The organism is Paraburkholderia lebeckiae, from assembly GCF_050436325.1.
In the GTDB taxonomy this organism is placed as follows: Bacteria; Pseudomonadota; Gammaproteobacteria; order Burkholderiales; family Burkholderiaceae; genus Paraburkholderia; species Paraburkholderia tuberum.
The window spans coordinates 1,874,473-1,897,498 of the sequence record NZ_JBNDLZ010000002.1 but is presented as its reverse complement, the minus strand read 5'-3'; the positions used below and the strand labels follow the sequence as shown (position 1 = coordinate 1,897,498).

The 23,026-nt window shown below is 64.0% G+C and carries 18 protein-coding genes and 1 pseudogene; 11 read left to right on the top strand and 8 right to left on the bottom strand.

Going from position 1 to position 23,026, the window contains the following annotated elements; all coding sequences use genetic code 11:
• The first annotated feature begins 176 nt into the window (after positions 1–176).
• Positions 177–443 carry an H-NS family nucleoid-associated regulatory protein gene (locus OKW44_RS11890; RefSeq protein ID WP_018424205.1) on the top strand — a complete coding sequence of 89 codons (267 nt, stop codon included), beginning with the start codon at positions 177–179 and terminating at the stop codon, positions 441–443.
• Positions 444–539: 96 nt separating this feature from the next.
• On the opposite strand, the gene pcaG is transcribed toward OKW44_RS11890, so the two are convergent.
• Both pcaG and pcaH read right to left on the bottom strand, forming a co-directional pair.
• Positions 540–1,127: a protocatechuate 3,4-dioxygenase subunit alpha gene (gene pcaG / locus OKW44_RS11885; RefSeq protein ID WP_018424206.1), complete on the bottom strand. Its 588-nt coding sequence runs from the start codon at positions 1,125–1,127 to the stop codon at positions 540–542.
• 3 nt (positions 1,128–1,130) lie between these two features.
• Positions 1,131–1,835, bottom strand: coding sequence for a protocatechuate 3,4-dioxygenase subunit beta (gene pcaH / locus OKW44_RS11880; protein WP_018424207.1), 705 nt, complete (start codon positions 1,833–1,835; stop codon positions 1,131–1,133).
• A 110-nt stretch (positions 1,836–1,945) separates the two neighbouring features.
• Here pcaH and pcaQ point away from each other — a divergent pair, with 110 nt between their 5' ends.
• Complete coding sequence (pcaQ, locus tag OKW44_RS11875) at positions 1,946–2,968, top strand: pca operon transcription factor PcaQ (protein ID WP_018424208.1); 1,023 nt, start codon at positions 1,946–1,948, stop codon at positions 2,966–2,968.
• Between the two features lie 270 nt (positions 2,969–3,238).
• Entirely contained in the window at positions 3,239–4,366 is a 1,128-nt protein-coding gene (locus OKW44_RS11870) for a 4-hydroxyphenylpyruvate dioxygenase family protein (protein WP_018424209.1), read from the top strand.
• Between the two features lie 57 nt (positions 4,367–4,423).
• On the opposite strand, the gene OKW44_RS11865 is transcribed toward OKW44_RS11870, so the two are convergent.
• Entirely contained in the window at positions 4,424–5,356 is a 933-nt protein-coding gene (locus OKW44_RS11865) for a LysR substrate-binding domain-containing protein (protein WP_026226478.1), read from the bottom strand.
• A 124-nt stretch (positions 5,357–5,480) separates the two neighbouring features.
• Between OKW44_RS11865 and OKW44_RS11860 the strand changes: the two genes are divergently transcribed.
• Together OKW44_RS11860 and OKW44_RS11855 are read left to right on the top strand one after the other, a co-directional pair.
• On the top strand, positions 5,481–6,518 hold the full coding sequence (locus OKW44_RS11860) for a DUF1338 domain-containing protein (RefSeq protein ID WP_018424211.1): 1,038 nt from the start codon (positions 5,481–5,483) through the stop codon (positions 6,516–6,518).
• A gap of 45 nt (positions 6,519–6,563) precedes the next feature.
• Positions 6,564–9,554 (top strand): FAD-binding and (Fe-S)-binding domain-containing protein, encoded by a 2,991-nt coding sequence (locus OKW44_RS11855; protein ID WP_026226480.1) that lies wholly within the window; start codon positions 6,564–6,566, stop codon positions 9,552–9,554.
• 23 nt (positions 9,555–9,577) lie between these two features.
• Here OKW44_RS11855 and OKW44_RS11850 read toward each other — a convergent pair whose 3' ends face one another.
• Both OKW44_RS11850 and OKW44_RS11845 read right to left on the bottom strand, forming a co-directional pair.
• Positions 9,578–10,213 (bottom strand): helix-turn-helix domain-containing protein, encoded by a 636-nt coding sequence (locus tag OKW44_RS11850; protein ID WP_018424213.1) that lies wholly within the window; start codon positions 10,211–10,213, stop codon positions 9,578–9,580.
• Between the two features lie 196 nt (positions 10,214–10,409).
• Positions 10,410–11,231, bottom strand: coding sequence for an isocitrate lyase/PEP mutase family protein (locus OKW44_RS11845; RefSeq protein ID WP_018424214.1), 822 nt, complete (start codon positions 11,229–11,231; stop codon positions 10,410–10,412).
• A 263-nt stretch (positions 11,232–11,494) separates the two neighbouring features.
• Here OKW44_RS11845 and OKW44_RS11840 point away from each other — a divergent pair, with 263 nt between their 5' ends.
• Positions 11,495–11,806 (top strand): hypothetical protein, encoded by a 312-nt coding sequence (locus OKW44_RS11840; RefSeq protein ID WP_018424215.1) that lies wholly within the window; start codon positions 11,495–11,497, stop codon positions 11,804–11,806.
• Positions 11,807–11,994: 188 nt separating this feature from the next.
• Here OKW44_RS11840 and OKW44_RS11835 read toward each other — a convergent pair whose 3' ends face one another.
• The 3 genes from OKW44_RS11835 to OKW44_RS11825 all read right to left on the bottom strand — a co-directional run bounded on the left by OKW44_RS11835 (position 11,995) and on the right by OKW44_RS11825 (position 14,844).
• Positions 11,995–12,303: a DUF4148 domain-containing protein gene (locus OKW44_RS11835; RefSeq protein WP_018424216.1), complete on the bottom strand. Its 309-nt coding sequence runs from the start codon at positions 12,301–12,303 to the stop codon at positions 11,995–11,997.
• A 192-nt stretch (positions 12,304–12,495) separates the two neighbouring features.
• Complete coding sequence (locus OKW44_RS11830) at positions 12,496–13,590, bottom strand: aldose epimerase family protein (RefSeq protein ID WP_018424217.1); 1,095 nt, start codon at positions 13,588–13,590, stop codon at positions 12,496–12,498.
• 33 nt (positions 13,591–13,623) lie between these two features.
• A complete protein-coding gene (locus tag OKW44_RS11825) occupies positions 13,624–14,844 on the bottom strand; it encodes a XylR family transcriptional regulator (protein ID WP_026226481.1) in 1,221 nt (406 codons plus the stop codon).
• A 270-nt stretch (positions 14,845–15,114) separates the two neighbouring features.
• On the opposite strand from OKW44_RS11825, the gene xylA reads away from it, so the two are divergent.
• The 5 genes and pseudogenes from xylA to OKW44_RS11800 all read left to right on the top strand — a co-directional run bounded on the left by xylA (position 15,115) and on the right by OKW44_RS11800 (position 23,009).
• A complete protein-coding gene (gene xylA / locus OKW44_RS11820) occupies positions 15,115–16,437 on the top strand; it encodes a xylose isomerase (RefSeq protein WP_018424219.1) in 1,323 nt (440 codons plus the stop codon).
• A 130-nt stretch (positions 16,438–16,567) separates the two neighbouring features.
• Positions 16,568–17,596: a D-xylose ABC transporter substrate-binding protein gene (gene xylF / locus OKW44_RS11815; protein ID WP_018424220.1), complete on the top strand. Its 1,029-nt coding sequence runs from the start codon at positions 16,568–16,570 to the stop codon at positions 17,594–17,596.
• Between the two features lie 95 nt (positions 17,597–17,691).
• Positions 17,692–19,251, top strand: a complete 1,560-nt coding sequence (gene xylG / locus OKW44_RS11810; RefSeq protein WP_018424221.1) for a D-xylose ABC transporter ATP-binding protein — start codon at positions 17,692–17,694, stop codon at positions 19,249–19,251.
• Positions 19,248–20,448 (top strand): annotated as a pseudogene (locus OKW44_RS11805) (sugar ABC transporter permease). Before xylG ends, OKW44_RS11805 begins: the two are co-directional and overlap by 4 nt.
• A 290-nt stretch (positions 20,449–20,738) precedes the next feature.
• Positions 20,739–23,009, top strand: a complete 2,271-nt coding sequence (locus tag OKW44_RS11800) for a xanthine dehydrogenase family protein molybdopterin-binding subunit (RefSeq protein ID WP_018424223.1) — start codon at positions 20,739–20,741, stop codon at positions 23,007–23,009.
• The last annotated feature ends 17 nt before the right edge of the window (positions 23,010–23,026 follow it).

Below are 23,026 nucleotides of genomic sequence, written 5' to 3'. Positions count from 1 at the left end.
GCTTTAATTCAGGATCTGACAGGCATCACTTGCAAATGCGGGTTTTCACGCATTTGCATGGATCGCGTGAATTCGTCGAATTGCTTCCATTCAAATTGAATTACGCACGAGCCTCGTGTTGTCATGCGAGTTGCCCGTTTGTCTAATGCCAGCAAGAGCTGCGACACCAATACGTTATGAAAGAACGAGAAGGACAACATCGACTGTTCGAACGCGACGAGAACCTGCGCGAGCGCATGATCGCGTGGATCCGCCGACGCATGGACGACCACGGCATCACACTCGAAGCGCTGTCCGAATCGCTCGAAGCCGATGCGAACGCCGTGGCCGCAGTGCTGTATCGCGACGCGTTCGGTAACAAGTGGGACGGTCGCGGCGATAAACCGGCGTGGCTCGCGCGCGCGATTCACGCCGGACAAAGCATCGATCATTTCCGCTGCTGAGCGCGCGCAGGCGCACCGCGAAACGGCCGTGCGAAAAAAAGCCCGCGCAAGGCGGGCTCGATCTTTACTGCTCGGAGTCTCGCGACGAATCGCGCATCACAGGTCGAAAAACACGGTTTCCTGCTCGCCCTGCATGTGGATGTCGAAGCGATACACGTTGGCCGTACCGGCAACGCGGCGCGCGATCAGCGTATTACGGCGCTCGGCCGGCACCGACGCGAGCACGGCGTCCTGCTCGTTCGCCTGCGCTTCGTCCTCGAAATAGATGCGGGTGAACGTGTGCAGCAGCATGCCGCGCATCGTCAGGATTACGTCGATGTGCGGCGCTTCGTCGGGATTCGCGCGGCCCGGCTTCACCGTCTCGACGATGAAGCGCTTGTGCGGATCCGTGCCCGTACCGACGCGCGCAAAGCCGTGAAAGCCGGTCTTCAGGATTTCTTCGCGCGATTCCGGATAGTGGCCGTTCGAGTCGACTTGCGACATCTCGATCATCGCGTCGCCGATCACCTTGCCGTCGCCGTCGAACACCTGACCGACGATCGTGATGTGCTCGCCGGCCGCTTGCATGTCGGCCAGAACGTTCGTGAACAGGCTCTTGAAGTCGAAATCGTATTGCTGCGGGCAAAGACCGTAGGCGAAGTACGGACCAACGGTTTGCGAAGGCGTTTGCTTGAGAGTCGTCATGGCTTAGCGCTCCAGGGGGGTTTCGTTCGGGCCGCGCAGCACGATGTCGAAATCGTAGCCGAGCGCGTAGGCCTCTTGCGTGGTGTCGAGCGAGAACTTCGAGATCATGCGCTCACGGGCGTGCTCGGGCGTGCCCTGGTAGATCGGGTCGAATGCGAGCAGCGGATCGCCGGGAAAGTACATTTGCGTGACGAGACGCGAGCCGAAGTGGTCGCCGAACAGCGAGAAATGGATGTGCTGCGGACGCCAGGCGTTCGGATGGTTGCCCCACGGATACGCGCCCGGCTTGATGGTCATGAAGCGGTAACGGCCTTCGTTGTCGGTGATGCAGCGGCCCGCGCCGAGGAAGTTCGGGTCGAGCGGCGCGTCGTGCTGGTCGGCCTTGTGCACATAGCGGCCGGCGGCATTCGCTTGCCAGACTTCCACCAGCGTGTTGCGCACCGGGCGGCCGCCTTCGTCGAGCACGCGGCCCGTCACGATGATGCGCTCGCCGAGCGGTTCGCCATTGCGCACCGCGTTGCGGGTCAGGTCGCTGTCGAGCGGGTCGAGGTCGTCGGTGCCGTAGACCGGCACGCGCTGGTCGCGCAGCCGTTCCTTCAGCGGAATCAGCGGACGCGACGGACCGCGTTTGACCGACGAACCGTACGGCGGATAGATGTACTCGGGATGGGACGCGAAATCTCGCGGCGAAAGGATTGAATCTTCCATGAGGTGTCTCCGTTGGAGGAATCGGGGATGCGACGTTATGACTGGCACTTTATACAAAACGTGTGGTTATGAAAAATGACGTTTTTGCCCGTTTCGTATAACCTTCCGTTATGCAACGCAGTCTCGCGGATAGCCGCGTCAAATTCCGTCATCTCCAGTGCTTTCTGGCCGTCGCGCAGTTCGGCAGCGTTCAGCGGGCAGCGGACAGTTTGTCCATCACGCAGCCGGCGGTATCGAAGACGGTCGCCGAGCTGGAGACCATTCTCGGCGTGAAGCTGTTCGAGCGCGGCCGTCACGGCGCGGTGCAGACGCGCGAGGGGCAGCTTTTCATGCCGCACGCGAGCGCCTGCGTGAGCGCGCTGCGCCAGGGCGTCGATCTGCTTGCGCGGGCCGAGGGCGCGGCCGCCGCGACGCTCGAAGTCGGCGTGCTGCCCACTGTCGCCGCGGTGCTGGTACCGCCCGTGCTGAGACAGTTCGCGACGCAGTGGCCGCGCGTAATCGTGCGCCTCGCGACCGGCGCAAATCCGGAATTGCTCGAACGCCTGAAAGCGGGGTCGATCGAATTGGCGATCGGCCGCCTCGCGGACCCGGAGCGGATGGTCGGCCTGAGTTTCGAGCAACTGTTTACCGAGCCGCTGATCGCGGTCGTGCGCGCCGGGCATCCGCTAGCGCAAGGGAAGGCCTTGCCCGCCACGTCGCTGGAGGAGTTTCCGATCGTGCTGCCGCCGTTCGGCACGCTGATCCGCCAATCGGCCGAGAGCCTGCTCGGCGCGTGGGGCGTGCCGCCGTTGTCGGCGTTCGTCGAGGTGTTGTCGGTATCGACGGGGCGCGCGCTGACGCTCGAAAACGGCGCGGTGTGGTTCGTGCCGCAAAGCGCGGTCGAATACGAACTCGCGCACGGCATGCTGGCGCGCTTGCCGCTGCCGTTTGCGGGCACCGGCGAGCCGGTGGGGCTGATTCGTCGCTCGGATACACAGCCGTCGGCGGTGGGACGCGCGTTCATCGAGGCGGTGCGCGAGGTCGCGCGGGGCAGAATGGCGGCGGTGTCGGGCAAGGATGCGGGCAAAGGCATCGGTAAAGCCGTCGGCAAAACGGCGCGCAAAGGCAGCCCAGGGGACGCGCCGCTCGACTGACACGCCCGCCTGCCGCACGCATGCCCGCGAGCACCAGCGGCGTGCCGTTCGACATATGAACCAACCAGTACAAAAGGAAGCTTGCGAACGCCCCGCGACCCGGTGTAAAAACACGGTGCGAAAGCCGCCACAGACCGTTGTCCCTGCGGCACGCCGCGTGCACGGCACTAGCGAGCACGCACCACGCAGCCCCTCGTGAACGACCGGAACACTTCGCGCCGAACCCGGAAAGACCGGCCCCGCATCGAAAGACCGTACAAGGAGATTGCCATGCCCAGCGACTTGCCCACTCCAGAGGCCGCGCAGCGCGCCGTATTGGCGCCGGAGCACAATCCGCTCGGCACGGCGGGCCTCGAGTTCGTCGAGTTCGCCGCGCGCGATCCGCAGGCGCTCGGCGAGACCTTCACGCGGCTCGGCTTCAAGGCGATCGCGCGTCATATCAGCAAGGATGTGACGCTGTATCGCCAGGGCGAGATGAATTTCCTGATCAACGCGGAGCCCGATTCGTTCGCAGCACGCTACGCGGAAGAATACGGGGTCGGCATCTGCGCGATCGGGATTCGCGTCGCCGACGCACAGCGCGCGTTCGAACGCGCGGTGGAACTCGGCGCGTGGGCGTTCGAAGGCGAACGCCTCGGTGCCGGCGAACTGTTGATCCCGGCCATTCAAGGCATCGGCGATTCGCACATCTATTTCGTCGATCGTTGGCGCGGGCAAGGCGGTCAGCGCGGTGGCCTCGGCGATATCTCGATCTTCGACATCGACTTCCGGCCCGTCGAAATCGACACGGCCGCAGCCGATCTGAATCACGCGGGCAGCGGCCTGGTCGCGGTCGATCATCTGACGCAAACCGTTGGTGAAGGCCGCATGCAGGAGTGGATCGACTTCTATCGCGACCTGCTGAATTTCCGCGAGATCCACGAGCTGCACGCCAACTGGCACGTGGCGGCGGAATCGCGCGTGATGGTGTCGCCGTGCGGCGCGATCCGCGTGCCGCTGTACGAGGAAGGCACGGGCCGGACGAACCTGATGCACGAGTATCTGCCCGATCATCCGGGCGAAGGCGTGCAGCACATTGCGCTCGCCACCGACGACATCCTCGCGTGCGTCGAGCGTCTGCTCGCGAACGGCGTCGAATTCGTCGAGCCGCCGCCGCGCTACTACGAGCAGCTCGATGCACGTTTGCCGGGACACGGGCTCGATGTCGAACGACTGCGGCGCACGCATGTGCTCGTAGATGGCGAGATCGGCACGGACGGCGTGCCGCTGCTGTTTTTCCAGACCTTCGTGCGCCGCCGCGCCGGCGAGATCTTCTTCGAGATCGTGCAGCGCCACGGGCATCATGGCTTCGGCGAAGGCAATCTCGCCGCATTGGCCCAGGCGCGCACGGGCAGCTGAACACTGCGCGTAGTCGCATGCGTGATTGGATCACTTCCGCATGCGGCTTTCGTCACCTCACGCCCCCTCGGGCCGCTCCACCAACTCCGGATAAATCGCGCCGTATGCGGCGGCCTCGCGCAGCAGCCACTCGCGGAAACTCGCGAGCGGCTTGCCGTGACTCAACTCGGTCGGATAGACAAGGTAGTACGCGGCCTCGGCGAGCGCGGGTGTGTCGAACGGAATCACGAGACCGAACTGCCGCAACTGCGTGTCGACGAAAAAGCGCGGCACCAGCGCAATGCCGAGTCCGGCCGCGGCCGCGCTGATCAGCATCGTGTGCAGTTCGTAGCGCACGCCCTGCATCGTGCGGTTGACGTCGACGCCGAAATTCGCGAACCAGGTCGCCCAGCCGTCGGGTCGCGTCGTCGAATGCAGCAGCGGATAGTGAAGTAATTCGGCGACGTTGCGGACCGGCCGCTTCAGCAGATTCGCCGCGCAGATCGGCACCACTTCCTCGCAGAAGAGAAAATCGGCCGATGTACCCGGCCACGTCGGCTTGCCGTAATGAATTGCCGCTTCGAAATGCGTCTCGGCGAACGGGAACGTCGCGGTACGCACGCCCATGTTCACGCGCACGTCCGGGTATTGTTCGTTGAACGAGGCCATGCGCGGAATCAGCCATTGTGATGCGAACGTCGGCAATACCGCGAGTTCCAGATAGCCGCCGCCGCTGCCGTGCGCGATGATCGATAGCGTGTCGCGGTCGAGGTGTTCGAGCGAGCGTCTCACCTGCGCGCTGTAGACCTTGCCCGCGCGCGTCAGCACCACGCGTTGCTTGACGCGCACGAACAGCCGCACGCCGAGATTGCTTTCGAGCGTATTGATCTGTCGCGACACCGCGCTTTCGGTGAGGAACAGTTCGCGCGCCGCATGCGTGAAGCTCTGGTGCCGCGCGGCGGCTTCGAACGCGAGCAGCGCGCCCATGTTGGGAATCTTGAACTTTCGCACGTTAATTCCAAAAACGCATCAAGTCGCGAGTTTATCTCGCTTTACGGGGCGCAGAGCGTTTTGAATAATCTCGCCCGTTATGAGGCGCTCGTGCAGCGCTCAACGTATAGCGTGGAGAAGCCGGATGCGAAACTTGAAGAATGCGAACGTCGAACAACTGCTGGTGAAGCTGCTGGGCGCGGAGAAAGCCGCGCGCCTTTTTGCGACGCTGAATCATCCGCATGTGTTGAACGAGTGGGAGAGCGGCAGCGTCACGCGCGCCGAACTCGCACAGGCGATGAACATGGCGCTGTTCAACGATCTGCTCGCGCGCTCGGAAAACGGCCGCCGCTATACGGAGGAAACCGTCGCCGCCGGCGGTAGCGTGTACTTCGATCATGGCGCGCTGCGCACCGTGCGCTGGCCGCATAACGGCGCGCTGCCGCCCGGCGAGCCCGCGTTCGCGCGCATCCTGCGGCCGCTCGGCTTTCGGATCGACGGCCGTTACCCGCTCGATCATCTCGGCATGACCGGCCGCGCGTGGGCGCATGAGGACGCCGCCGACGAGATCGCGCAGTTCTTCGTCAGCGAACTGCACCCGGAGCGTTTTTCCGCGGCGTTCCAGCAGGCGGTGACGAACGTGATCGGTGCCTCGCGCGATCCGTTGACGCCGCGCGCCCATGGCCTCTTGTGGGAACTCGAACGCGATGGCGTGCTGCCACTCGATGCGGCGCACGAGTTGCTACCGGTGATCATCGGTGCGTTCGCGCGTCAGCACGAGATGCCACACGAAGCCGATTACGAAGTATTGTTGAAGGAATCGGCGGAGATGGCGTGGATCGCGACCGAAGGTAATGCGTTCAATCACGCGACCGATCGCGTCGCGGACGTCTTCAAGCTGTCGGACGAACAGAAGGCGAAGGGTCGGCCGATGAAGCCCGAAGTCGAGCATTCGCGTTCCGGGCGCGTGTTCCAGACCGCGTATCGCGCGGATGTCGTGCAGCGTGAATTTCGCGCGGCCGACGGCAGCGTCGTCACGCGCGCCGTGCCGGGCTCGTTCTTCGAATTCATTACGCGCAAGCGCAGTTTCGATCAGGACGCGCGCCGCTGGGAAACGGACCTGCGTTTCGACGCGGGCAACGCACAGGGCATCTTCCGGATGACCGCGAGCCAGGCGGCCTGAGCGCATACGGCGGCGCGAGCGCCGGCATCGCAGACGAGGTGCGCAGTGGGGACGTCATTGTCATTGGATGAAGAGCGGCGGCTTGGCGCGCAGCGGGGCACTTTGAATGAACCGCGTGTCGCCACGCCTTTCTCGGCCAGCGCGGAGCTATTGCAGGCGCTCGAAAGCGAACTGCGCCAGCACGTGCGCGGCGAGGTGCGATTCGATCAGGGTTCCAGAGCATTGTACGCATCGGATGCGTCGAACTATCGGCAAGTCCCAATCGGTGTCGTGGTGCCGGCCGATATCGACGATCTGCTCGCTACGCTCGCCGCATGCCGTCGCAACGACGTGCCGTTTCTCGCGCGCGGTGGCGGCACGTCGCAGAACGGCCAATGCGTGAACGTCGCGGTCGTGGCCGATGCGAGCAAGTATCTGAACCGCGTCGTCTCGATCGATCCGCTCGCGGGCGTCGCGGTCGTCGAGCCGGGCGTGGTGTGCGACTCCTTGCGCGATGCCGCCGAACAGCACGGCCTCACGTTCGCGCCCGATCCCGCCACGCATAGCCGCTGCACGCTCGGCGGCATGATCGCGAACAACTCGTGCGGCGCGCATTCGGTGATGGCCGGTAAGACCGTCGAGAACATCGAAGCGCTCGAAATCGCGACCTTCGACGGCGCGCGTTTCTGGGTCGGCCCGACCTCCGGGGAAGAACTCGAACGCATCATCGCGGCGGGTGGCCGACAAGGCGAAATCTACGCGGCGCTCAAGCAACTGCGCGACACGTACGCCGAACGGATTCGCGCGAAATTCCCGCAGATCAAGCGGCGCGTGTCGGGCTTCAATCTAGATCAACTGCTGCCGGAAAACGGCTTCAACGTCGCGCGTGCGCTCGTCGGCAGCGAAGGCACGTGCGCGCTCACGTTGCAGGCGAAAGTGAGGCTCGTGAAGAGTCCGGCCAGGCGCGTGATCGTCGTGGTCGGCTTTACGGACATCTATACGGCGGCGGACGCGGTGCCGCATTTCATGCGCTGCGGGCCGATCGCAGTCGAGGGACTCGACCGCGCGATCATTCGCGGCTTACAGGCTCGCGGCCTGAAGAAGGACGAGATCGCACTGCTGCCCGAAGGCGATGCGTGGGTCGTGCTCGAATTCGGCGCGGACACGCAGGACGAGGTGCTGCAACAGGCACGCGACGCGGCGGCGTATTTCCAATCGGGCGCGGCCGGGCCGCAAATCTCGACGATGCTCGTCGCAGATCGCGCCTTGCAGGCGAAGGTGTGGTCGATTCGCGAGACGGGGGCGTCGGCGATCGCGTTGTCAGTGGATCGCGACAAGCCCGATCCGGTGGTCGGATGGGAAGACGCGGCGGTCGATCCGCTGCGGCTCGGCGATTATCTGCGCGCGTTTCAGGCGCTCGTCGATCGCCATGGCTACGAGACGAGCCTGTACGGCCATTTCGGCGACGGCTGCGTGCACGCGCGCATCACGTTCGATCTGCGCAGCGCGGAAGGTATCGCGACGTGGCGCGGGTTCTTGCGCGAAGCGGCGGAACTGGTGGTCGAATTCGGCGGCTCGCTGTCGGGCGAACACGGCGATGGCCAGGCGAAGGCCGAGTTTCTGCCGATCATGTACGGCCCCGAGCTGATGCAGGCGATGGAGCAGTTCAAGGCGATCTGGGACCCGGCGAATCATCTGAATCCAGGCAAAGTCGTGCATGCATACCGCGCCGACGAAAACCTGCGCATGGGCCCTGCGTACAAGCCGGTGACGCTGCATACGAGGCTCGCGTTCGCGAGCCAGGAGGGCGACGGCTTTCAGCGTGCGATCGAACGCTGCATCGGGATGGGCAAATGCCGCTCGCTCGAAGGCGGCACGATGTGTCCGAGCTATCGCGGCACGCGCGAGGAAAAGTACTCGACCCGCGGGCGTGCGCATCTGTTCTGGGAAATGCTGCAAGGCGACGTGATCGCCGATGGCTGGAACAGCCGCGAAGTGAAGGAAGCGCTCGATACCTGCCTCGCATGCAAGGGCTGCAAGTCGGATTGCCCGACGCATACGGACATGGCGTCGTACAAGGCGGAGTTCCTTTCTCACTACTATGAGAACAATCGTCGGCCGCGTCAGGCGCTGTTCATGGGGCGGATCGGCGAATGGGCACCGTGGGCTGCGCGTTTTCCGCGCGTGACAAACTTTCTGACGACGGCGCCCGGTTTGTCCGCGCTCGGCAAATGGATCGCGGGTGTGGCACAGACGCGTGCGTTGCCGCGGTTCGCCGCTGCAACGTATAGGCGGAGTGCGTCGTCGCAAGCATCCGCGATTCATGCGCTCGGCGGCGACGCAAACAAGGTGATCCTGTGGGTCGACACGTTCAACGACCACTTCACGCCCGAGATCGCGCAGGCCGCCGCTGATGTGCTCACGCAACTCGGCTGGCACGTCGTGTTACCGAAGAAACGTTTGTGTTGCGGGCGTCCGCTGTACGACTTCGGCCTGCTCGAACGCGCGCGCGAGCTGCTCACGCATATCGTCGACGACCTCGCGGACGACATCGCCGCCGGCGTGCCGCTGGTCGGTCTGGAGCCTGGCTGTCTATCGGTGTTCAAGGACGAGATGCTGAAGCAACTCCCCGATCATGCGTTGGCGAAGAAGCTGTCCGCGCAAACGTATCTGTTTGCCGATTTCGTCGCGCGTCAGCCGTTCGAGTGGCCCACGCTTGCGGCCGATGTGATCGTGCATGGCCATTGTCATCAGAAAGCGCTATTCGGCATGCAGGGCGACACGGCGTTGCTGAACAAGCTCGGCGTCAGATGGAGGCTGCTCGATACCGGCTGCTGCGGGATGGCGGGATCGTTTGGCTTCAACGTCGAGCATCACGCGTTGTCGGAGAGGATCGGCGAGGACATGTTTGAGGCCGTGCGCGACGCTGTGGCGGCGAATGCGGAAACGATCGTGTTGACCAACGGCTTCAGTTGTCGCGAGCAGATCGAGCACGGTACGGGGCGACACGCACTGCATATCGCGCAACTCGCGCAACGAGCGCTGGCGGCGCGCTGAGTGCGCGCGCCGTGCAGGGCGCGCTATTTCTTCGCTGACTCGTTCGCGGCAGGCGGTGTATGCGGAAGGTCCGCACTGGTCGCCATCCACAGCACTTCGGCGTCTTCCTCGCTGGTCGACACCGCCGCGTGACCCGTGCGGCTGTCGAAGTAGAGGCTGTCGCCTGCGTTCAGATGTGTCGGCGCGTACAGCTCCGAATAGAGGCACACGCTGCCGCTGATCACGTAGAGAAACTCCTCGCCTTCGTGGCGGCCCCAGTCGTCGAATGCATCGAGCGTGTGCGCCGAGATGCGGATGCGAAACGGCAGCATCGCCTTGTGCGCCAGGTCGGTGGCGAGCAACTCCATCTGATAGCCGCGATAAGCGTGGCGCTGGCCTTCGTTCTTGCGCGTCAGCGCGCGCCGGCCGCTCGCGCTGACTTTCGGCGTCGAGCCGAACAGTTCGCCAATTTCGATCTTCAGGCCCAGCACGATTTTTTGCAGCACGTCGAACGTGGGGGACATCAGGCCGTTTTCGACTTTCGACAGCGTCGAGCGCGAGACACCGCATCGGCGGCTCGCGGTTTCGAGCGTCAGATCCTGCGCTTGACGGGCGGCGCGCACGCGCCGGCCGAGATCGGTGGAGGACGTGTCGGCGGATTTGGTGAGGTGGGTGTCCATGAGGCTGCTGCTGGTCGGGTATGCGCTTGATCGGGCGAATAATGTTTCCGATCATAACATTTGGCGTGATCGGGGCCTTTGTGCGCCGATTCACGCGCTCGTGCGCTTTTCTCATCGGAAACGTCACGGTTTTTCCGATGAGTTCGACGCAGCGTGGCGATCTGGAGTTGATGAGGCGTCCTTTGCGCGGCGTTTTTCACGCGCTGCGATTGAAAAGCTCATTGAGCTGCGTACCCGCCGTCGCGCCGGTGAAGTCGAAGCGGCCATCGGCCAGCGCCTGAGCGGCGTGCATGAAGCCACCCCACGCCGCGCGCGCGAGCCCGCCGCCGACGCTGATCCGCCGCACGCCGAGCGCGGCCACGTCCTGCAACGTCAGGGTCGATGTCGAGCCGATCAGCAGATTGACAGGCTTCGGCGCGACGGCCGCGACCACCGCTTCGATCTGCTCGCGCGTCTGGATGCCGGGCGCATACAGGCAGTCGGCGCCCGCCGCCGCATAGGCCTTCAGGCGGGCAATGGCATCGCCGAGATCGGGCTTGCCGGCGAAGAAATTCTCCGCGCGGCCGACGAGCAGCGTGTCGCCGCCGTTCTGATCGATCGCGCGTCGCGCCGCGCTGAGCCGCTGCACGGCGATGTCGACCGGAAACAGCGGCGCGGCGGGGTTGCCGGTCGAGTCCTCGATCGACAGGCCCGCGACGCCCGTTTCCACCGCGAGCGTCACGCTCTCGGCGACTTCTTCCGGGTCGCGGCCGAAGCCGTTTTCGAAGTCGGCGTTGACCGGCAGATCGGTCGCGTCGACGATTGCGCGCAGGTGCGCGAGGATCGTTTCTCGCGGCAACGTGTTGTCCGCATGCCCGGTCGACCACGCAAAACCGGAACTCGTGGTCGCGAGCGCCCTGAAGCCGAGTGTATGCAAATAACGGGCGCTGCCCGCGTCCCACGGATTGGGCAGCACGAAACAGCCAGACGAGTGCAGCGCGCGGAAAGCGGCGCGTTTTTCAGCGGCGGTGCGGGGCATCGCATGTCTCCTTGGTGTGAGAGGGAGCGGCTCCCTCGTTGAGGGGATAACGCCGGGCCAACTGTTGCGCAGGCGAATCGGCATTCACCAGGGGAAAGTCTATGTCCGTATCGAAACCGTGGTAGATGAAATTGGTGGCGACTTTCACAGACGTTTCCAATAATTGAAAATGACGGCAGGTGAATAAGCCGGCTCAGAGATGCGAAGGGCCGAGTGGGAAGACGGCATTCGCGACGAGGTCATTTCCCCAAAGGAGGCACAACATGAACATCGCGACCCAGATTCGGTCGATCCCTGCCGTGTTGGTGCTCACGCTCGTTGGCTGCGCCGCAGGCGGCGGGAATGGCGGCGCGCAAACGCATCTGAGTGCAACGCAATGCCGCGATCTGACCGATCTCAGGAACAAGGCACCGGCCACGCACCAGCGGAGCATGAGCGAACTGACAGCGCTGCGGCAAGCGGGCTACCATCCTGAACGACGCTTTGATCCTGACTATCCGGCGAGTCTCGAGCGCGCGCAGAGGCAGGTGGACATCTGGTATCAGGCCGAATGCCCGCAGGCACGGGCTGGGTGAATCCGCGGCGGCGTCAGGAATAGCGGTACGTTGTTGGTGCCGCATAAACGTAAAAAGCGGGCGCATGCCTTGAAAACATGCGCCCGCTTCATATCGGTTCGAAACGGCGAAAACCGCAAAGAGGGGAAAGGGCCGTTAACCCAGGAATCTTTCCTTGCTACGGACATTCGCCATACGTTCGCGACTCGTCACTGACCGTCCGGATTGACCCACATCGGATGATGGCCCGCTTGCGATGATCCGCCCATCGACGACCCATAGCCAGACGTGTCGCCTTGGCCCTTCGCGTTCATCGCGGAGACGCGTGCCTCGGCCGCCTGGATGTCCGCGGGATACTGGGCATCGAGCACGATGGCCGGGTTATAGCCAATCTGTTCGAGTTGCTGCACCTGTGCCTTGACTTCGGCCCGCGTGATCGGCTGTTCCGATTGCGCGAACGACGCGACCGGCGCAGCGATCAGGGCCGTAAGCGCAACTGCCTGGATAAGCGATTTCATGATGTTTCCCTCCGTAGTTGTCTATCCGGCACCGCAGCGATACCGGTGCCATAAGCGCAGTCTAGAGGGGGGTGAACTTGGGGAAAACCACTAGCCGACTAATTCAGTATTGCAAAGAACGGGTAGTCGGCGAGCTGTAATCTCGCCGTCGCGGGTTCTCGTAAAACAGCGCAAAAGCGGCCGTAAATCTGGTCACACACCTTTGCGCACATCAACCCGATAACTCGTGATTTGCCGATAAGTATCTCCGGGTCGCACGATTACTTCGTTCTGTCCGGTCATATTGACCTCGTTCGGGAAACCGCCCGCCTCGAGGCACAAGCCGGCGTGCCGCTGGTAGCGGACACCGCCGCGTCCCGGGTTGCCGTTCAACGCGTTGCCCGTGTAAAACTGCAAGCCCCGCTGATCGGTGGCGACGGTCAGTTCGCGTCCGCTGCCCGGATCGTATGCACAGGCGACTTCGCGCAGCGGCGGCGCGTGGCCGTCGTTGCCCTGCATCGCGTTTGCCGGCGCCTCGCGCAGCACATAGCAATGATCGAAGCCGCCGGCGCGCGCGAGTTGCGCGTGCGGCCAGTCGAGCCGGCCGCCGATCGGCGCGCTCTGCCGGAAGTCGAATGCGTTGCCCGCGACGTCGGCGAGCTTGCACGGAATCATCGTCGCGTCGACTTCGAAAAAGCGCTCGGCGTCGATCGACAGCACGTGGCCGCGAATGTCGGTGCCCGCGTGCCCGGTCAGGTTGAAGTACGGATGGCTCGTCAGATTGAGCGGCGTCGGCGCGTCGGTGATCGCTTCGTAGCCGATCGTCAGCGTGCCGTCGTCGTCGAGCGAATAGCGTACTTGCACCGTCACGTTGCCCGGAAAACCGGCATCGCCTTCGGGTGACTCCAGCCGCATGAGCAACGCGCCGTCGTCCTCGGCGACCTCCCACAACGCCCGATGAAAACCGACCGTGCCGCCGTGCAGCAGATTCGGACCTTCGTTGCGATCGAGCGTGTACTCGATGCCGTCGAGCGAAAAGCGCGCGCCCGCAATGCGATTCGCCCAGCGGCCGATCAGTCCGCCCATGTAGGTCGAGGCCGCCACGTATTCGGCGGGCGTGTCGTGACCGAGCAGAATATCGCCGAGACGTCCGGCGCGATCCGGTGCGTGCCACGAAACCAGCGTCGCGCCGAGGTCGCTGATGGCGACTTTCATGCCGTGCGCGTTGCGCAACGTGTAAAGCCGTACGCGATCGCCGCCCTGCAGTGTGCCCCACGGCTCGGAAGAGAGTTGTGCGATGCTGATCATGTGGTCAGTGCGAAGAAAAAATAGAAAGCATGCTCAGCCAGCGGTTTTGGTCTTCGGGCCCACGCGCTCCTGGTATTCGCGCGGCGTGCAGCCGAGTTCGCGGCGAAATACCGCATACATGTATTGCAGCGACGTGAAGCCGCAACGGATCGCGACTTCCGCGCTCGACGCATCGCGTTTCGCGAGCAGCGACTTCGCGACGTCGAGCTTGTGGCGCAGGATCTCCTGATGCACGGTGCACTGACGCTCGCGCCGGAAATACTCTTCGAGCGACGAACGCGACACGCCCACATAGTCGGCCACCTGCTCGGTGCGAATGCCCTGGCACGCGTACTGGCGAATGAAATGGCGGGCGCGCATCACGTAAGGACTCGCGAGCGGCTGATGCCGCGTCGATTCGAGCACGTTGATGCCGACCGGCGGCACCAGAATGCGGCGCCCCGGAAAGCGCGCGCCGTGCAGCATCTGATGCAGGATGTGCGCGGCGGTACGGCCCATTTCCTCGGTGCCCTGGATCACCGACGACAGCGGAATGCGCGTCAGCGTCCGCGTGAGCGGATCGTTGTCGATGCCGATGATCGCGACTTCCTCGGGCACCGGAATGCCCGCGATCAGACATGCCTGCAGCAAATGCCGCGCACGCGCGTCGGTCACCGCGATGATGCCGACTGGCTTCGGCAGTTGCCGCAGCCACGCGGTCAGCTGTTCGATGGCCTGGTTCCACGACGGTGCGCTCGTCGACAGACCGCGATAGATCTCGCTATCGATCTGCGCCGCGCTGCGTCCGTCCGCGCTGCGCAGATGCGCGAAGGCGAGTTCGCGCTGTTGCGCCCAACGGTTTTCCTGCGCCTGCGGCAGGCTGTACAGCGCGAAGTTTTCGAGGCCAGCGCCGATCAGGTGCGTGTACGCGAGCGACACGAGCTTGCTGTTGTCGGTCGCGATATAGGGTAAATCCGGGGGGTACTGCGTTGGGTCCTCGTACGACGAACCGACCGCGACCACCGGCAGTGGACAGTCGCGCAGGGCTTCATTAACGGCGGGATCGTCGAAGTCCGCGATGATGCCGTCGCCGTCGAAGCGCTGGATACCCGCGAGCCGGCAGCGGAAGTCTTCTTCGAGGAAGAGATCCCATGCGACGCGCGTCGACAGCAGGTAGTTGCCGATGCCGGTGATGATCTCGCGATCGTAGACCTTGTTCGCGTTGAACAGCAGCGCGATGCGATGGCTTGTCTGAGGTGCTTGTGGACGGGTCATGGCGGTGAGCGGCGGGTGGATCGATGGACCACGCGCCTTTGTCTCCATTGTGTCGGGTGCCTGGGAGCAACCCCGTTTTTAAGCGTCTGGTTATTCTAGGCGCCGAATCGCGCGACGGCACTAAACAAACGCGCGGGCGGTAAGAAACATCAAGCGAGCTGCGCAATTTCGCAATTGCCGGCACATCGTGCAAGCGGCAGCATGGCGTCACTTTGTCGATCTGCGCGGCTTCTCGCGTGGATTGCAATGCAACATACATTGGAGACGCCGATGTCCTACTTCGAACACATTTCAGAGATTCGTTACGAAGGCCCGCAATCGGACAACCCGCTCGCGTACCGTCACTACGACAAAACGAGGAAGGTACTCGGCAAGACGCTCGAGGAACATCTGCGTATCGCCGTCTGCTACTGGCATACCTTCGTATGGCCCGGCGTCGATATCTTCGGTCAGGGCACGTTCCGGCGGCCGTGGCAGCAACCCGGCGACGCAATGGAGCGGGCGCTGCAGAAGGCCGACGCCGCGTTCGAATTCTTCTCGAAGCTCGGCACGCCGTACTACACGTTCCACGATACCGACGTCGCGCCCGAAGGCGCGAGCGTGAAGGAATACAGCGAGAACTTCCTGCGCGTGTCCGACTACCTCGCGCGCAAGCAGCAGGATACCGGTGTCAAATTGCTGTGGGGCACTGCGAATCTGTTTTCGCATCCGCGTTACGCGGCCGGCGCCGCGACTAATCCGAATCCGGAGGTTTTCGCCTTTGCGGCGACCCAGGTGCGTCATGCGCTCGACGCGACGCTGCGCCTCGGCGGCGAAAACTACGTGTTGTGGGGCGGCCGCGAAGGCTACGACACACTGCTCAACACCGACCTCGTGCGCGAGCGCGAGCAGTTCGCGCGCTTCCTGCACATGGTGGTCGAACACAAGCATCAGATCGGTTTCACGGGCGCGCTGCTGATCGAGCCGAAGCCGCAGGAGCCAACCAAGCATCAATACGACTACGACGTCGCCACCGTGCACGGCTTCCTGCTGCAGCACGGCCTCGACAAGGAGATTCGCGTCAACATCGAGGCGAATCACGCGACGCTCGCGGGGCACTCGTTCCATCACGAGATTGCGACCGCATTTGCGCTCGGCATCTTCGGTAGCGTCGATGCGAATCGCGGCGATCCGCAAAATGGCTGGGATACCGACCAATTTCCCAACAGCGTCGAGGAACTCACGCTGGCGTTCTACGAGATCCTGCGCCACGGCGGCTTCACGAGCGGCGGCATGAACTTCGATGCGAAGATGCGGCGCCAGAGTGTCGATGCGGAAGACCTGTTTTATGGCCACATCGGCGCGATCGACAACCTCGCGCTCGGCCTCGAACGCGCCGCGGTGCTGCTCGAAAACGAGCGCCTCGAGCAGTTCAAGCGGCAACGCTACGCGGGCTGGGATGGCGAGTTCGGCCGCAAGATCCTGTCCGGCGACTACTCGCTGTCGACGCTTGCGGCGGACACGCTGGCGCGCGATCTGAATCCGCGGCATGTGAGCGGGCAACAGGAACAGATGGAAAACATCGTAAATCAGGCGATTTATAGCAAACGTTGAATAAAGATCGCGCGGCCACGTCGACCGCGCGCACTAGCAAGCTGTGGGTTGTCGCTTGTCCGAGTCTGCGGCTCGCAGCGCAGACCGATACGTCCGGTATTCCGGCTATCACTACACAAAGGAGACATCAATGAAATTCGCAATGCGTCGTAACGTACTTAGCTCGCTGTTGTGCGGCGCGGTACTCGCCAGCCTGTCGCTCGCCGCGCCGCTCGCGCACGCCAGCAAGGATCATCCGGAAATCGGCTTCTGTATCGACGATCTGCGCGTCGAGCGCTGGTCGCGCGATCGCGACTATTTCGTCGCCGCGGCGGAAAAGCTCGGCGCGAAGGTGTCGGTGCAATCGGCCGATGCGAGCGAAGAGCGTCAGATCTCGCAGATCGAAAACCTGATCTCGCGCGGCGTCGACGTGATTGTGATCGTGCCGTTCAACTCGAAGACGCTCGGCAACGTCGTGGCCGAAGCGCGCAAAGCGGGCATCAAGGTCGTGTCGTACGACCGCCTGATTCTCGACGCCGATATCGACGCCTATATCTCGTTCGACAACGAGAAGGTCGGCGAGATGCAGGCGCAGGGCGTCTATGACGTGCGTCCGAAGGGCAACTACTTCATGCTCGGCGGCGCACCGACCGACAACAACGCGAAGATGCTGCGCCAGGGCCAACTGAAGGTGCTGCAACCGGCGATCGACAAGGGTGACATCAAGGTGGTCGGCCAGCAGTGGGTGCCGGAGTGGAGCGCATCGACCGCGCTGCGCATCATGGAAGACGCGCTGACCGCGAACAACAACAAGATCGACGCAGTCGTCGCGTCGAATGACGGCACCGCTGGCGGCGCGATCCAGGCGCTCGCCGCGCAGGGCCTCGCGGGCAAGGTACCGATCTCGGGTCAGGATGCCGACCTCGCTGCCGTGAAGCGCGTGGCGGCCGGCACGCAGACGATGACGGTCTACAAGCCGCTGAAGCTGATCGCGAGCGAAGCGGCGAAGCTGTCGGTCGCGCTTGCCAAGGGTGACAAGCCGGCGTTCAACGCGCAATACGACAACGGCAAGAAGAAGGTCGATACGGTGCTGCTGCAGCCGACCAAGCTGACGAAGGCGAACCTCGACACCGTCGTGAAGGACGGCTTCTACACGCAAGAGCAACTCGCGAGCAAATAACACGGAGACGGGCCCTATGTGAACGCCACGCTCCCGGGTCATGGCGCCCGGGAGCGTGGTCGAACATCGGCCCAACTTGCAGCGAGGCATAGCGAATGACGCAACCTCTTCTGACGATGCGCGGCATCGTCAAAGCTTTTTCCGGCGTGAAGGCGCTCGACGGCATCGATCTGACCGTATCGCCGGGCGAATGCGTGGGCCTGTGCGGCGAAAACGGCGCGGGCAAATCGACGCTGATGAAGGTGCTGTCCGGCGTGTATCCGCACGGTACGTGGGACGGCGAAATAACCTGGGAAGGCGAGACGCTGAAGGCCGCGAGCGTACGCGACACCGAACGCGCGGGCATCATCATCATCCACCAGGAACTGATGCTCGTGCCGGAGTTGTCGGTCGCAGAAAACATCTTTCTCGGCAACGAAATCACGCTGCCCGGCGGCCGCATGAATTACGCGGCGATGTATCAGCGTGCCGACGAACTGCTGCGCGAACTCGGCATCAGCGGCATCAACGCCGCGCATCCCGTGATGAACTACGGCGGCGGCCATCAGCAGCTGATCGAAATCGCGAAGGCGCTGAACAAGCGCGCGAAGCTGCTGATCCTCGACGAACCGTCGTCGTCGCTGACCGCCTCCGAAATCGCGATTCTGCTCGATATCGTGCGTGATCTGAAACGGCGCGGCATTGCCTGCGTGTACATTTCGCACAAGCTCGACGAAGTCGCGGCCGTCTGCGATACGATCAGCGTGATTCGCGACGGCCGCCATGTCGCGACCGAGCCGATGCACGCCCTGACGACCGAGCGGATCATCTCGCTGATGGTCGGCCGAGAGATCAAGAACCTGTTTCCGCGCGAGCCGCATCCGATCGGCGACGTGATCTTCGAAGCGCGCAACGTGACCTGTTTCGACGTGACGAATCCGCGCCGCAAGCGCGTGGACGACGTGTCGTTCTCGTTGCGGCGCGGCGAAATTCTCGGTGTCGCCGGGCTCGTCGGCGCGGGCCGCACCGAGCTGATGCAGGCGATTTTCGGCGCGTATGCAGGCATCAGCGAGGCGCATGTCGTGCTCGACGGCAAGCCGCTGAAAATTCGCGCGCCGATCGACGCGATTCGCGCCGGCATCGCGATGGTGCCCGAGGATCGCAAACGCCACGGCATCGTGCCCGGCATGAGCGTCGGTCATAACATCACGCTTGCGGTGTTGCAGCGTTTCGCGTCGGGCGGACGTATCGATTCCGCAGCCGAACTCGACACGATTCAGACGGAAATGAAGCGGCTTTCCGTGCGCGCCGCGAATCCGATGTTATCGATTGCAAGTCTGTCGGGCGGCAATCAGCAGAAGGCCGTGCTCACGCGCATGCTGCTGACCAACCCGACCGTGCTGATTCTCGACGAACCGACACGCGGCGTCGACGTCGGCGCCAAATACGAGATCTACAAGCTGATCTTCCAACTGGCGCAGCGCGGCATGTCGATCGTGATGGTGTCGTCCGAATTGCCGGAAGTGCTCGGCATCAGCGACCGAGTTCTCGTGATCGGCGAAGGCGAGTTGCGCGGCGACTTTATCAACGACGGTCTCACGCAGGAAGACATTCTCGGCGCCGCGATCCGCCCCGTGCATCTATCTTCGAACCCAACCGCAGCGAGTGCCGCATGACTCCCGAAGTAACTTCCCAACGCACCGACAACGCCGCGCCGCGAGGCGCATTCGGCGGCACGCAACGGATCCAGCAACTGTTCGCGCGCTACAAGATTCTCGCGCTGCTGATCGCCGTCGCCGTGATCTGGATTTTCTTTTCGGCGCTCACGCACGGCGCGTTCGTCACGCCCCGCAACCTGTCGAATCTGCTGCGGCAGATGTCGATTACCGGCATGCTCGCGTGCGGCATGGTGTTCGTGATCATCGCCGCGTGAAATCGATCTGTCGGTCGGTTCGCTGCTCGGTTTGCTCGGCGGCGTCGCGGCGATTCTCGACGTGAACCGGCACTGGCCGATCGGCGTGACGATTCCGGTTGTGTTGCTGCTCGGCATCGCGGTCGGCGTGTTCAACGGCTGGTGGTCGACGTATCGGCGCGTGCCGTCGTTTATCGTCGGGCTCGGCGGCATGCTCGCGTATCGCGGCATTCTGCTCGGCATTACCGGAGGGTCGACGATCGCGCCGGTGTCGGACAGCTTCGTGTTCGTCGGCCAGGGCTATCTGCCGCGGCTCGCCGGCGACACGCTCGCCGTCGTGCTGTTCCTGCTGCTGGCATTCCTGACGATCCGCCAGCGCGCGAATCGGCAGCGTTATCAGTTGCGCGTCGTGCCGTTCTGGCAGGACGTCGCGAAGGTGATCGGCGCGGGCGCGATTCTCGCCGGCTTCATCGCGATGCTCGACAATTACGGCGGCATTCCGGTGCCGGTGTTGTTGCTGCTCGCGCTGCTCGGCGTCTTCTCCTGGATCGCGACGCAGACCGTGTTCGGACGCCGCATCTACGCGGTCGGCTCGAACCTCGAAGCGACGCGGCTCTCGGGCGTCAACACCGACCGCGTGAAGCTCGCGATCTTCGCGCTGATGGGGCTGATGTGCGCGTTCGCCGGCATCGTCAACACGGCGCGGCTCGCGGCCGGTTCGCCGTCGGCGGGCTCGATGGGCGAACTCGATGCGATCGCCGCGTGCTTTATCGGCGGCACCTCGATGCGCGGCGGCTCCGGCACCGTGTATGGCGCGCTGATCGGCGCGCTCGTAATGGCGAGCCTCGACAACGGCATGTCCATGCTCGACGTGGATGCGTACTGGCAGATGATCGTGAAGGGCGGCATCCTCGTGCTGGCCGTGTGGATCGACGTGGTGTCGGGTTCGAACCGCCGTTGACCCGGTCGCATGATCCCCTGATTGAATCAAGCGTAAGGTTCGCGGTGTGCCGGCGGTGACTTGCGCCGGCACAGCGCCGCCTCTGCGCGGTCGCAGTTAATGAAACACCCCACGACTTTCCCCCGCCGCTTTCAGTCCCCGCCTTCCCACGCCGCACGGCCGCTCGGGGTTCACGCGCGCATTTAAGTCTCACGCTCGCCGATTCGTCTTATTACTATTCGCAGACAAAGACGGGTGCATCGGCGCTGTCGCCGCTTTCCCACCATCGAGCCAGCCGAGCGAGCCATGCCATGTTGACGCGCAGAACCTTTCTGCTTGGCGGCGCCAGTGCGTTGGGCGGGCTGCTGGTCGGCTGGGCCGTGCTGCCGCCGCGCCAGCGCCTGATGACGTCGACGCCGCTGCCTACGCAAGGCAGGCAGGTCGCGCTGAACGGCTGGGTCAAGATCGACGCCGACAACCGCGTGACGATCATGGTGCCGAAGGCCGAAATGGGGCAGGGCATCCATACGGGGCTTGCGATGCTGCTCGCCGAGGAGCTCGACGCCGACTGGCCGCAGGTGAAAGTCGAAGAGGCGCCGATCGACCGGATCTACAACGCGGTGCAGAGCATCGTCGACGATTTGCCTTTTCGCCCAGACGACGACAGCTACATCCGGCGCGGCACCGTGTGGATCACGAGCAAGGCAGTGCGTGAGATCGGCACGATGATGACGGGCGGCTCCTCGAGCATGAACGATCTCTGGACGCCGATGCGCGAGGCCGGCGCGTCGGCGCGCGTGATGCTGATCGAGGCGGCGGCCGAGCGCTGGGACGTGCCGGCCCGCGAATGCCACGCGGAAAAGGGCTACGTGCTGCACCGGTGGGGGCACAAGGCGACGTTCGGCGAGTTGTCGTCGATGGCCGCGCGCCAGCCGCTGCCGCGCAGCGTCGTCCTGAAGCAGCTGGCCGACTTCAGGCTGATCGGCCAGCCCGTGCGGCGCATCGAAGCCGCGTCGAAAATCGACGGTGCGGCGCGCTTCGGCATCGACGTGTTGCCCGACGGTTTGGTCTATGCGAGCGTCGTGATGTGTCCGACGCTCGGCGGTACGGTCGCGCATTTCGATGCGACGCCCGCGCAAAAGATGCGGGGCTTCATCAAGGCGTTCGCCGTGCCGCCGTACGCGGGCGGCACCGGCGGCGTGGCCGTGATTGCGGACAACGCGTTTCGCGCGATGAGCGCGGTCGAGGCGATCAACGTGACCTGGCATGACGGCGCGGCCGCGAAGGTGTCGAGCGCGGCGGTGGACTGCCGCCTCGTCGAGGCGCTCGACCATGCGGACGGCCACGTGTATTACCACGTCGGCAATGTCGACAACGCGATGAGTCGCGCGGCGCGCACGATCGAAGCGGTCTATCACGCGCCGTACCTCGCGCATGGCGCGGTCGAGCCGCTGAACTGCACGGTGCAGGTCGCGGACGGCGCAGCGACCGTCTGGGTGTCGACGCAGATGCCGCGGCTGGCGCGGCATCATGCGGCGAAAGTGCTCGGCCTCGACGTCGATCTCGTCGATGTACAGACACAGTTGTTGGGCGGCGCGTTCGGCCGGCGCCTCGAACTCGATTTCGTCGCGCAGGCCGCGGCGATCGCGCGCGAGGCCGATGGCCGTCCGGTGCAAACCATCTGGTCGCGCGCGCAGGACTTCACGCACGACTTCTACCGGCCCGCATGCGCGGCATGGCTTCAGGCCGGCTTCGACGAGCACGGCAAGCTGGTCGCCTGGCACGCGAAGTCGGCGGGCCAGGCGATCGTGCCGGATGCGCTCGCGCGTTACTACGGCGTGCCACACATCCCGATCGACAAGACTACCTGCGAAGGCGCGTTCGATCAGCCGTACGAGTGGCCGGCTGCACGCGTGTCGCACAAGATAGTCGAATTACCGGTGCCGATCGGCTTCTGGCGCTCGGTCGGCCACTCGCATCAGGCCTTCTTCACCGAGAGCTTCACCGACGAAGCCGCCGCCGCGGCCGGCCAGGACCCGATCGCGTTTCGCGCGATGCTGCTCGCGCAGCATCCGCGTCATCTGGCGGTCCTGAAGCGTGTCGAGAAGTTGTCGGACTGGGGGCGTCCGCTAAAACCCGCCGCCGATGGCGCGCGTTGCGCTCGTGGCGTCGCGTTGCACGAGGCGTTCGGCAGCGTGGTCGCGCAGGTCGCGGAGGTATCGATCGGCGCGAACCGGCAGATTCGCGTGCATCGGGTGGTGTGCGTGATCGATTGCGGCTTGCCGGTGAATCCGAACCTGATCCGGCAGCAGATGGAAGGCGGCATCGTGTTCGGGCTGTCGAGCGCGTTGCAGAACGAGATCACGATCGTCAACGGCCAGGTGCAGCAGAAGAACTTCGTGGACTTTCCGGTCGTGCGGATGAACGGGTGCCCTGCGATCGAAGTCGACATCATGCCGAGCCAGTTGCACCCGCAAGGTGTCGGCGAGCCTGGCGTGCCGCCGATTGCGCCGGCGGTGGGCAATGCGGTGTTCGCACTGACGGCGCAGCGTTTGCGGACGCTGCCGTTGCGGCTTGCATGACGGACGTCGGATCAGCA

Excerpts from the sequence above, each read along its gene's own strand:
- OKW44_RS11890 (WP_018424205.1), top strand. The coding sequence starts at position 177 with ATGAAAGAACGAGAAGGACAACATCGACTGTTCGAACGCGACGAGAAC.
- pcaG (WP_018424206.1), bottom strand. The coding sequence starts at position 1,127 with ATGACGACTCTCAAGCAAACGCCTTCGCAAACCGTTGGTCCGTACTTC.
- pcaH (WP_018424207.1), bottom strand. The coding sequence starts at position 1,835 with ATGGAAGATTCAATCCTTTCGCCGCGAGATTTCGCGTCCCATCCCGAG.
- pcaQ (WP_018424208.1), top strand. The coding sequence starts at position 1,946 with ATGCAACGCAGTCTCGCGGATAGCCGCGTCAAATTCCGTCATCTCCAG.
- OKW44_RS11870 (WP_018424209.1), top strand. The coding sequence starts at position 3,239 with ATGCCCAGCGACTTGCCCACTCCAGAGGCCGCGCAGCGCGCCGTATTG.
- OKW44_RS11860 (WP_018424211.1), top strand. The coding sequence starts at position 5,481 with ATGCGAAACTTGAAGAATGCGAACGTCGAACAACTGCTGGTGAAGCTG.
- OKW44_RS11850 (WP_018424213.1), bottom strand. The coding sequence starts at position 10,213 with ATGGACACCCACCTCACCAAATCCGCCGACACGTCCTCCACCGATCTC.
- OKW44_RS11845 (WP_018424214.1), bottom strand. The coding sequence starts at position 11,231 with ATGCCCCGCACCGCCGCTGAAAAACGCGCCGCTTTCCGCGCGCTGCAC.
- OKW44_RS11840 (WP_018424215.1), top strand. The coding sequence starts at position 11,495 with ATGAACATCGCGACCCAGATTCGGTCGATCCCTGCCGTGTTGGTGCTC.
- OKW44_RS11835 (WP_018424216.1), bottom strand. The coding sequence starts at position 12,303 with ATGAAATCGCTTATCCAGGCAGTTGCGCTTACGGCCCTGATCGCTGCG.
- OKW44_RS11830 (WP_018424217.1), bottom strand. The coding sequence starts at position 13,590 with ATGATCAGCATCGCACAACTCTCTTCCGAGCCGTGGGGCACACTGCAG.
- OKW44_RS11825 (WP_026226481.1), bottom strand. The coding sequence starts at position 14,844 with ATGACCCGTCCACAAGCACCTCAGACAAGCCATCGCATCGCGCTGCTG.
- xylA (WP_018424219.1), top strand. The coding sequence starts at position 15,115 with ATGTCCTACTTCGAACACATTTCAGAGATTCGTTACGAAGGCCCGCAA.
- xylF (WP_018424220.1), top strand. The coding sequence starts at position 16,568 with ATGAAATTCGCAATGCGTCGTAACGTACTTAGCTCGCTGTTGTGCGGC.
- xylG (WP_018424221.1), top strand. The coding sequence starts at position 17,692 with ATGACGCAACCTCTTCTGACGATGCGCGGCATCGTCAAAGCTTTTTCC.
- OKW44_RS11800 (WP_018424223.1), top strand. The coding sequence starts at position 20,739 with ATGTTGACGCGCAGAACCTTTCTGCTTGGCGGCGCCAGTGCGTTGGGC.